Annotated in this window: 7 protein-coding genes; 1 reads left to right on the top strand and 6 read right to left on the bottom strand. The window is 46.1% G+C overall.

Annotated features, from left to right (window positions below):
* Positions 1–3 precede the first annotated feature (3 nt).
* Complete coding sequence (gene pfaD / locus IHV80_RS04530; protein WP_192890192.1) at positions 4–1,641, top strand: eicosapentaenoate synthase subunit PfaD; 1,638 nt, start codon at positions 4–6, stop codon at positions 1,639–1,641.
* Between the two features lie 106 nt (positions 1,642–1,747).
* Here the strand turns inward: pfaD and hflX are convergent, their stop codons facing one another.
* The 6 genes from hflX to IHV80_RS04500 all read right to left on the bottom strand — a co-directional run bounded on the left by hflX (position 1,748) and on the right by IHV80_RS04500 (position 8,957).
* On the bottom strand, positions 1,748–3,115 hold the full coding sequence (gene hflX, locus IHV80_RS04525) for a GTPase HflX (protein WP_192890191.1): 1,368 nt from the start codon (positions 3,113–3,115) through the stop codon (positions 1,748–1,750).
* Positions 3,116–3,356: 241 nt separating this feature from the next.
* The gene (locus tag IHV80_RS04520) at positions 3,357–4,505 is read right to left on the bottom strand and encodes a S8 family serine peptidase (RefSeq protein ID WP_192890190.1); all 1,149 of its coding nucleotides are present in this window, start codon (positions 4,503–4,505) and stop codon (positions 3,357–3,359) included.
* A 148-nt stretch (positions 4,506–4,653) separates the two neighbouring features.
* Positions 4,654–5,766 carry an ABC transporter ATP-binding protein gene (locus IHV80_RS04515; RefSeq protein WP_192890189.1) on the bottom strand — a complete coding sequence of 371 codons (1,113 nt, stop codon included), beginning with the start codon at positions 5,764–5,766 and terminating at the stop codon, positions 4,654–4,656.
* A gap of 6 nt (positions 5,767–5,772) precedes the next feature.
* Complete coding sequence (locus tag IHV80_RS04510; protein WP_192890188.1) at positions 5,773–6,630, bottom strand: carbohydrate ABC transporter permease; 858 nt, start codon at positions 6,628–6,630, stop codon at positions 5,773–5,775.
* Positions 6,627–7,565, bottom strand: a complete 939-nt coding sequence (locus IHV80_RS04505) for a carbohydrate ABC transporter permease (protein WP_009848503.1) — start codon at positions 7,563–7,565, stop codon at positions 6,627–6,629. The genes IHV80_RS04510 and IHV80_RS04505 overlap by 4 nt, the downstream gene beginning before the upstream one ends.
* Before the next feature lie 144 nt (positions 7,566–7,709).
* Entirely contained in the window at positions 7,710–8,957 is a 1,248-nt protein-coding gene (locus tag IHV80_RS04500; RefSeq protein ID WP_004736057.1) for an ABC transporter substrate-binding protein, read from the bottom strand.
* Between the last annotated feature and the right edge of the window lie 22 nt (positions 8,958–8,979).

Below are 8,979 nucleotides of genomic sequence, written 5' to 3'. Positions count from 1 at the left end.
AGTATGACAACTCAAACCACTATCAATAACGAAAAGCTATCTCCGTGGCCTTGGCAGATTGAAGGGAGCACTACCCATTTCGATAACGCAGCAATGTCGACAATATTAAAAGACTTAAGCCTTGCTTGTTACGTAGTGAACCACCCAGAAAAAGGCTTAGGCGTAAGCCAACAAGCTGAGATTGCATCGGGCGATTCAGCAAGTTCTGCGAACAGCCAACCTGTCAGCGCCTTTGCTCCAGCTCTTGGTACACAAAGCCTAGGCGACGAAGATTTTCGTCGCTGCCACGGCGTAAAATACGCTTACTATGCAGGTGCAATGGCAAATGGCATTTCATCTGAAGAGTTGGTGATTGCACTTGGTCAGGCTGGCATTCTTTGTTCATTTGGTGCGGCAGGCCTAATCCCGTCTCGCGTTGAGCAAGCGATTAACCGTATTCAAGCAGCACTGCCAAACGGCCCTTACGCGTTTAACCTGATTCACAGTCCAAGTGAACCCGCGCTAGAACGTGGCAGTGTAGAGCTGTTTTTGAAGCACAAAGTGAAAACGGTTGAGGCTTCTGCATTCTTAGGTTTAACACCGCAAATCGTTCACTATCGTGCCGCTGGCCTTAGCCGCGATGCACAAGGCGAGATTCAGATTGGCAACAAAGTGATTGCTAAGGTAAGCCGCACTGAAGTCGCAAGTAAGTTCATGCAGCCTGCTCCTGTGAAAATGCTGCAAGCTTTGGTCGACGAAGGCAGAATCACAACAGAACAGATGGAACTGGCACAGCTGGTTCCTATGGCTGATGACATTACAGCAGAAGCCGATTCTGGTGGTCACACAGATAACCGTCCACTGGTTACCCTACTGCCAACAATACTTGCACTGAAAGAGCAAATTCAAGCACAGTACCAATTCAAAACTCCGCTACGTGTCGGTTGTGGTGGTGGCGTAGGTACGCCTGACGCGGCTCTAGCGACGTTTAACATGGGCGCAGCTTACATTGTTACTGGTTCAATCAACCAAGCGTGTGTTGAGGCTGGCGCGAGCGAACACACACGTAAGCTGCTTTCGACAACTGAAATGGCTGACGTGACTATGGCCCCAGCGGCAGACATGTTCGAAATGGGTGTGAAACTGCAAGTGGTTAAACGCGGCACTTTATTCCCAATGCGTGCAAACAAACTGTATGAGCTATACACACGTTACGACTCAATTGAAGCGATTCCAGTAGAAGAGCGTCTGAAACTAGAGAAGCAAGTATTCCGTTCAACACTGGATGATATTTGGGCTGGCACTGTGGCTCACTTTAACGAACGCGACCCGAAACAGATCGAACGTGCTGAAGGCAACCCGAAACGTAAAATGGCGTTGATTTTCCGCTGGTACTTGGGTCTTTCTAGCCGTTGGTCAAACACAGGCGAACAAGGCCGTGAAATGGATTATCAAGTATGGGCTGGCCCTGCACTTGGCGCATTCAACGCATGGGCAAAAGACAGCTACCTAGATGATTACCAACAACGTAATGCAGTAGACCTAGCCAAGCACCTGATGCACGGTGCGGCTTACTTAGCACGTGTTAACCTGCTGACTTCGCAAGGTATCAAGCTTGATCCAAAACTTGCACGCTGGAAGCCGACCCAAAGAATGGCGTAAGTAACTCATAACTTAGCTAAACTTAGATTAGCTAGGCTCAACGAATAAAAAAAGCGACCACTTAGGTCGCTTTTTTTGGACGTTCTTATCTCAACTAGATAGACAATTAAGACTTCTGCATACGCTTTTTCAAACGCGCTAAATCAATCGCGCTTGAACGAACCGTTAATTTAATATGTTCGTAGTCGTACTCTTCTTTAACCACACTCATGTTTGAGCGAATCTCACCGATGATGCCTTGTCCAGAATAAGGGATAGTGATCTCTTCTTCGATCATGCCTTCTTCAGCAACACCAACGATGTATTTATGCAGTTTAGTGATATCTAACGGATCACGAGTTGACGTCAGCATCGCATCTGGGAACTCTTCAATCAGCGCTAATTGCTGTTCTTCAGTCAATCTATCGCACTTATTCAGCACTAATAGTTTTTCGCTACCTTCAACGCCCACTTGCGCTAATACGTCGTGTACCACATCAAGCTGTGCTCGGAATGAAACGTCTGAAGCATCAACCACATAAAGCAACAAAGAAGCATCATGCGCTTCTGCTAGCGTTGAGTGAAATGAAGCAACAAGATCGTGTGGCAGTTTCTTGATGAAACCAACGGTATCTGAAACTAAGATACGCGGCTGAGTAATCGGCTGAAGCGCACGAACCGTAGTATCTAGCGTTGCGAACAGTTTATCTTCACCTACCACTTCGGTTGCGGTCATTGCACGCATCATCGAAGATTTACCGGCATTGGTATAGCCAACTAGAGCAACAGTGAAAAGCTCCGCGCGCCTTGTGCGTCGGGTCTTCATTTCATCTTGTACACTAACCAGCTCACGCTTAAGCGCAGCAATTTGGTCACGTACATTACGACGATCTAGCTCTAGTGAAGTTTCACCTGCACCCTGACCCATTTGGCGCTCTTTATCACCCTCAGCCACTTCACGAAGTCGTGGAACTAAGTAGTTTAGACGAGCGATATCAACTTGCAGACGAGCAGTACGAGTACGAGCGTGACGACTGAAGATTTCGATAATGATGCCAGTACGGTCAAATACTTCCACACCCAAACTAGCCTCAACAGTACGCAGTTGAGATGGGCTTAAATCACAGTCGAATACCACAACATCAGCGGCACCGTATTGGAAATTGCCCGTTGGAAGATCATCAAAATCTAACTCGTCGATTTCAGAATCGAACAGGCCTGATTCATCAAGAAAATCTTCATCTTCAGCTTCTTCAATAGAGCCTTGGTAACCAGTTAGGTGAGCGATTTCAGCAAGCTTACCAGCACCCAACACGTTTTGTCGTTGTGATGAGCTGTGGTGTTGCGATTGTGTGCCTACGACTTTAAACCCTAGGGTTGTCACTAAGCGAGCAAGTTCGGCAAGAGACTCTTTTGCTTCGTCACCTTTAAAATCCGGTGTCGTAATAGAAATAAGTAAAGCGTTACTAGCTGAGGGTTTTGCTGTTAGTTTCATGTATTCTTCTGTTTATGCACTAAAGTGCAACCTAGTATTGAGTCTAAAGTAGCTCGATCCTACGCGTTTCTACGTCAGCTTTATATAGCCACATCACACTAAATATCAGCTTTGATGATAATTAACTGTCTACTCGATGATTATTCACAATAAAAAACGACCCATCAGGTCGCTTTTTATTATGTCGATACTGGTATATCACTTATCAAAAAGATCTTCGTCAATTCCCAGCCGGAGTCTCTTACTTCACAGCGATAAGATCAGCATTGCCATCTGGGTCATTATTTACCGTTCCATCTGTTGATGGTATTTCACCATGACCTAACCCACTCGCTAATATGACGCCACAGAAGTGAGGAGCTGCCATTGAGGTACCATTATAAGAAACAGTGCCTCCACCCGCTTTGGTCGATAACACATCGACTCCCGGTTGAGCGTAATCAACATCGGCGCCATAATTTGAAAAGTAAGCGAAATTATCATTGAGCTCTTCAAATGCAGAGATCGTAAAGATATTTGTGCCATTCGTACTCGCTGGTGTAAAACCATTCGCATCTAACCCAGAATTACCCGCAGCGATAGAGAAAAAGATCCCCTGTGCAGCAGCAGCTTGAATAGCAGTTTCCAATGCGGCCGAATACCCTGAACCTCCCAAGCTCATATTGGCACAATCACCCGCACTACCATTAATCGCCACATGTTCAACACCAGCAATAACTCCAGACATTGAACCACTGCCACTATTATCTAGGACTCGAACAGGGATCACTTCCACACCGGGCGCAACACCGATGACATCAAAGCCATCGTCGTAAGCTCCTATCGTTCCCGCAACATGTGTACCGTGGCCATTCCCATCATTCGTGTTGGTCTTCTTACCACGGGTAAAATTAGCACCGCGTGATTTATTTACGTTCAAATCAGGATGATTACTGTCAATACCTGAATCAATCACCCATGCAACGGATGAGGAACTACTCATATCCACAGTCCCACCATTCACTCTCGTTACACCCCACGGCGTTTGCTGATCAGCTCGTTCAACATTGCCACCTCCGCCGCCACCTCTACCGGGTTTTCCTCCTCGCGGTAAAGCATGCATCTCAATATCTGGCTCTATGTATTCAATTTCAGGGAACCTATTTTTAAGACCTTTGAGTGCTTGCTCAGGCACCTTGAGTGAAAATCCTTTCAGAACATGGCTATATTGATATCCAACCACACCGTGCCCGTTAGCAACTTCACGGGCAATATCACTCGCTCGCGACACGGAGGTATTATTCTTCAACACAACAATATAGCTATCTCTTAAATCTTGGTTTACCACCCCCAAGACAGAAGAGGAAAACAGAGCGAGTGTCACCGCTCCTGCAATTATATGAACTCTCATTACAACTTTCCTTTTCCTAGGAATAAGTATCAAATAAAGCATAGTCGCTACTGATGATTTTATCATTAATGTAAGTAAGAGGTGGCTAGAAGCAAAACACCTCATCAAGTGATGAGGTGTTAGATAGTCGTGTGGGTGTGTCTAGAAATTAAAAATCAATTCTGGCTTCGGTCTGCGCGTCAAAGAAAACCGCTTTTGATAGGTCAAAATGAAGTGGAGCCATTTGCCCTACTGACACTTCAAACTCTGGCGATAAGCGACACGCCACTTCTTGGTCGTTTACTTTGACCATCGCGATAGTATCTGGCCCTGTCGGCTCTAGAACTTCTAACTGTAAATCCAATTTTGTGGTTGCTGACAGATCATCACCTTGCTGCTCGGTGATGTGCTCTGGACGCAACCCAATCACCAACTCCTTGCCATCTTGATCACGCATACTTTGTGGCAAACGAATATGGTGCTCTTGATCTGCCGTGCCAACCACCTTGATGATCGGATTCTGTTCCTCATCCAAATCCACCATGGTTTTAATGAAGTTCATTGACGGTGAACCCATAAAACCTGCGACAAACATATTATTTGGCTTAGTGTAGATCTCTTGTGGCGTGCCGAGCTGCTGCAGTTCACCGTCTTTCATTACTGCGATACGGTCAGCGAGTGTCATCGCTTCAATTTGGTCATGGGTTACATAAACAATCGTGGTGTTGAGCTTTTGGTGCAAACGCTTGATCTGGTGGCGCATCTCAACGCGTAACTTAGCGTCCAAGTTAGAAAGCGGCTCATCAAATAGATACAGCTTAGGACGACGAGCCAAAGCGCGACCCATCGCGACACGTTGGCGCTGACCACCAGAAAGTTGCGACGGTTTACGATCCAGCAATTGTTCAATTTGCAGCATTTCTGCCACTCGATTGACCTCAGCATCAATCTCTTGTTGCGGCATCTTGCGAATCTTCAAACCGAAAGCGATATTGCCTCGCACTGTCATGTTCGGATAAAGCGCGTAGGATTGGAATACCATCGCGATGTCGCGGTCTTTGGGTTCAACCTGCGCCACGTCTACACCGTCGATCACAATCTCACCTGAGCTAATATTTTCTAACCCAGCAATGGTGTTCATTAGGGTGGACTTCCCACACCCCGAAGGGCCGACAAGTATCAAAAATTCCCCCGAATCGATACTGATGTCGATGCCCTTTAACGTTTCGTTGTCCGCGTTGCGATAGGTTTTACGGATCTGCTTTAAATCTAATGTTGCCATGGGTAATTATCCTTTTACTGATCCTGCCGTTAGGCCACGAACAAAATATTTTCCTGCGAAGACATAAACCAGCAATGTTGGCAGTGCGGCGATGATCGCAGCAGCCATGTCGACGTTGTATTCTTTTACGCCAGTACTGGTGTTCACCAAGTTGTTTAATGCCACGGTGATCGGCTGAGTTTCTGAACCTGAGTACACCACCCCGAACAAGAAATCATTCCAGATAGCGGTGAACTGCCAGATCACCGTCACCATGATGATCGGTGTAGAGATCGGCAATAATATCTTGAAGAAAATCGTAAAGAAGCCAGCACCATCGAGCTTTGCCGCTTTGATCAATTCATCAGGTATCGAGATATAGAAGTTACGGAAAAACAGTGTGGTAAACGCCATGCCGTAGATAACGTGCACAATAACCAAACCGATGGTTGTGTTTGCTAGCCCCATCTTGCCGAGCATGGTTGCCATTGGTAGCAGCACTACTTGGAATGGAATGAAGCAGCCGAATAACAACAAGCTAAAGAACAGGTTTGAACCTCTGAATTGCCATTTCGTCACAACATAACCATTGAATGCACCGAGCAATGTTGAAATTGCAACCGCAGGAATCACCATTTGGAACGAGTTCCAGAAGTAGCCTTTGATGCCTTCACATTTCACGCCAGTACAGGCGGTATCCCACGCTTTATACCAAGCATCGAACACCCACTCTTTCGGCAAACTCATCAAATTACCCCCCTTGATATCAGGCAGAGTTTTGAATGACGTCAGAGCCATAACAAACAACGGCATTAAATAAACTAAGCAGAAGAAAAGCAGTGCTGAATAAATAAAGATTCGAGCAAAGTTGATGTTATTCATCATGACTTTTTCTCCCTAAGTTCAGAGTAAAGATAAGGCACGAGAATCGCTAAGATACCGGCAAGCATCATCATGGCACTGGCAGCACCAAGGCCAATTTGTCCACGAGTAAAGGAGTGTGCGTACATGAACAGCGCAGGCAAATCCGATGAATAGCCGGGGCCACCCGCTGTCATTGCGGTCACAAGGTCGAAGCTCTTAATCGCAATGTGTGAGGTGATGATTACCGCACTGAAAACTACAGGGCGCAAGCAAGGTAAAATGATTTTGAGATAGATAGTGGGTAAGCTTGCTCCATCAATTTGTGCCGCTTTGATGATTGATGAATCAATACCGCGTAGCCCTGCTAAGAACATCGCCATTACGAATCCAGAAGACTGCCAAAGTGCCGCAATAACCAAGGTATACACTGACATTTCGGAATCGACTAACCAATCGAATTTGAAGTCAGTAAAGCCCCAATCTTGCATCAGTTTTTCAATGCCAAGACCTGGATTAAGAATCCATTTCCAAGCGGTACCCGTCACGATGAATGACAACGCCATTGGGTATAAATAGATAGTACGAATCGCGCCTTCTTGGCGGATATTCTGGTCAAGCAGCACCGCTAAACCAACACCTAATAAGATAGCAATCGCCATGAATAGAAAACCAAACACACCGAGGTTGGTGATCGAGGTAATCCAACGGTCATTGTCCATCAGCTTTTCATATTGGGTTAAACCAACGAAGTTAAAGCTCGGCAGAAATCGAGAGTTGGTGAACGACAACGCTGCCGTCCAAAAAATGTAACCATAGATACAAACCACGGTCACTAACGCGGTGGGCGCCAATACAATTTTAGGTAACCAATGTTGCAACCTGTCAGCAAAACTTGGTTTTGGCGCAGGCTGGCTCCTTGTGGGTTTTGGAGTCGACTCAGTCAAAACATGCTCCATAACTTATCCTTGTTGCACAATCGAGCCAATGGCTTACCTCTCGGCACCACATCAGCATCACGCATATCAGAATTGGGAATGAAGAGTAGATAGGCTCCCTACGAGCCTACCCACCCTGGGGGTTTGGTGTTAGACCAAGTTAGATTAGATAGCCGCTTTCACTGCTTTTGCTAACTTAGCTGCCGCTTGTTTCGGATCGGCATCTTTCTCATTGAAGAAGTTAGTCACTACGTCATAGATAGCGCCTTGAGCGTAGCTTGTCGTCGCTAGGCCGTGAGCCATACTCGGAACAAGATCGCCAGATTCAGCACTGGCTTTGAAGGTTGCCATTGAATCCAACGCACATTGGTCGAATTTAGACATGTCCATATCTAGACGTACAGGGATAGAACCTTTGTTAAGGTTGAAGACTTCTTGGAAGTCTTTAGTAAGAATGGTTTTCGCTAAGTCTTGTTGCGCTTTCTGGTTCTCTTTGTCACTCAACTCAAAGAACGCAAAGCTATCGATGTTGAAGGTGAACTGACCGTCAGTACCCGGTGCTGGTGCACAAATGTAGTCTTTACCTGGTACTTTACCTGCTGCAGTAAATTCACCTTTTGCCCAATCACCCATGATCTGCATCGCGGCTTCACCATTGATAACCATTGAGGTTGCTACGTTCCAATCTCGGCCTGGTGAGTTGCTGTCGATGTAGTCACGCATCTTTTTGAATTTGGTGAACACTTCCACCATTTTATCGCCAGATAATACGTCCATATCAAGATCAACAAACGCTTTGTTGTAATCTTCACTGCCCAGTACGTCGAGAGCCACAGCTTCGAATACTGTTGCGTCTTGCCAAGGTTGACCACCGTGAGCCAGTGGAATAAAGCCAGCCGCTTTAATCTTGTCTGCAGCAACAAAGAACTCATCTAACGTAGTTGGAACCGTAACGCCTGATTTTTCTAAAACAACAGGGTTAGCCCAAAGCCAGTTAACACGGTGAACGTTGACAGGAACCGCCACATATTCGCCATCCCACTTCATCACTTTAGTCACTACTTCTGGTAGTAGTTCATCCCACTGTTCTTGTTTCGCAGTTGCATCGAGAGACGTTAGAAAACCTAAACCACCCCACTCCTGAATATCATGACCTTTGATCTGCGCTGCAGATGGTGGGTTGCCTGATACTGCTCGCGTTTTTAAAACGGTCATCGCACTTTCACCGCCGCCACCAGCCACTGCAAAGTCTTTCCATGTATGGCCTTGTTCTTCAATCATCTCTTTCAGTACCGCTGCGGATTTCGCTTCGCCACCGGCAGTCCACCAGTGAAGAACTTCCACTTCACCAGCTTGAGAAAATGTTGAGGCAGCAAGAAGAGATAGAGTAAGTAGGGTTTTATTGATTTTCATTATTATCTTCCATGTTTTAGCG

Origin of the sequence: Vibrio bathopelagicus (genome assembly GCF_014879975.1) — a bacterium.
In the GTDB taxonomy this organism is placed as follows: domain Bacteria; phylum Pseudomonadota; class Gammaproteobacteria; order Enterobacterales; family Vibrionaceae; genus Vibrio; species Vibrio bathopelagicus.
The sequence above is the reverse complement of the archived record's forward strand: the minus strand, read 5'-3'. Positions and strand labels throughout refer to the sequence as shown.

Bases quoted from the DNA above. Each gene is read 5' to 3' on its own strand.
- pfaD (WP_192890192.1), top strand. From the start codon at position 4: ATGACAACTCAAACCACTATCAATAACGAAAAGCTATCTCCGTGGCCT.
- hflX (WP_192890191.1), bottom strand. From the start codon at position 3,115: ATGAAACTAACAGCAAAACCCTCAGCTAGTAACGCTTTACTTATTTCT.
- IHV80_RS04520 (WP_192890190.1), bottom strand. From the start codon at position 4,505: ATGAGAGTTCATATAATTGCAGGAGCGGTGACACTCGCTCTGTTTTCC.
- IHV80_RS04515 (WP_192890189.1), bottom strand. From the start codon at position 5,766: ATGGCAACATTAGATTTAAAGCAGATCCGTAAAACCTATCGCAACGCG.
- IHV80_RS04510 (WP_192890188.1), bottom strand. From the start codon at position 6,630: ATGATGAATAACATCAACTTTGCTCGAATCTTTATTTATTCAGCACTG.
- IHV80_RS04505 (WP_009848503.1), bottom strand. From the start codon at position 7,565: ATGGAGCATGTTTTGACTGAGTCGACTCCAAAACCCACAAGGAGCCAG.
- IHV80_RS04500 (WP_004736057.1), bottom strand. From the start codon at position 8,957: ATGAAAATCAATAAAACCCTACTTACTCTATCTCTTCTTGCTGCCTCA.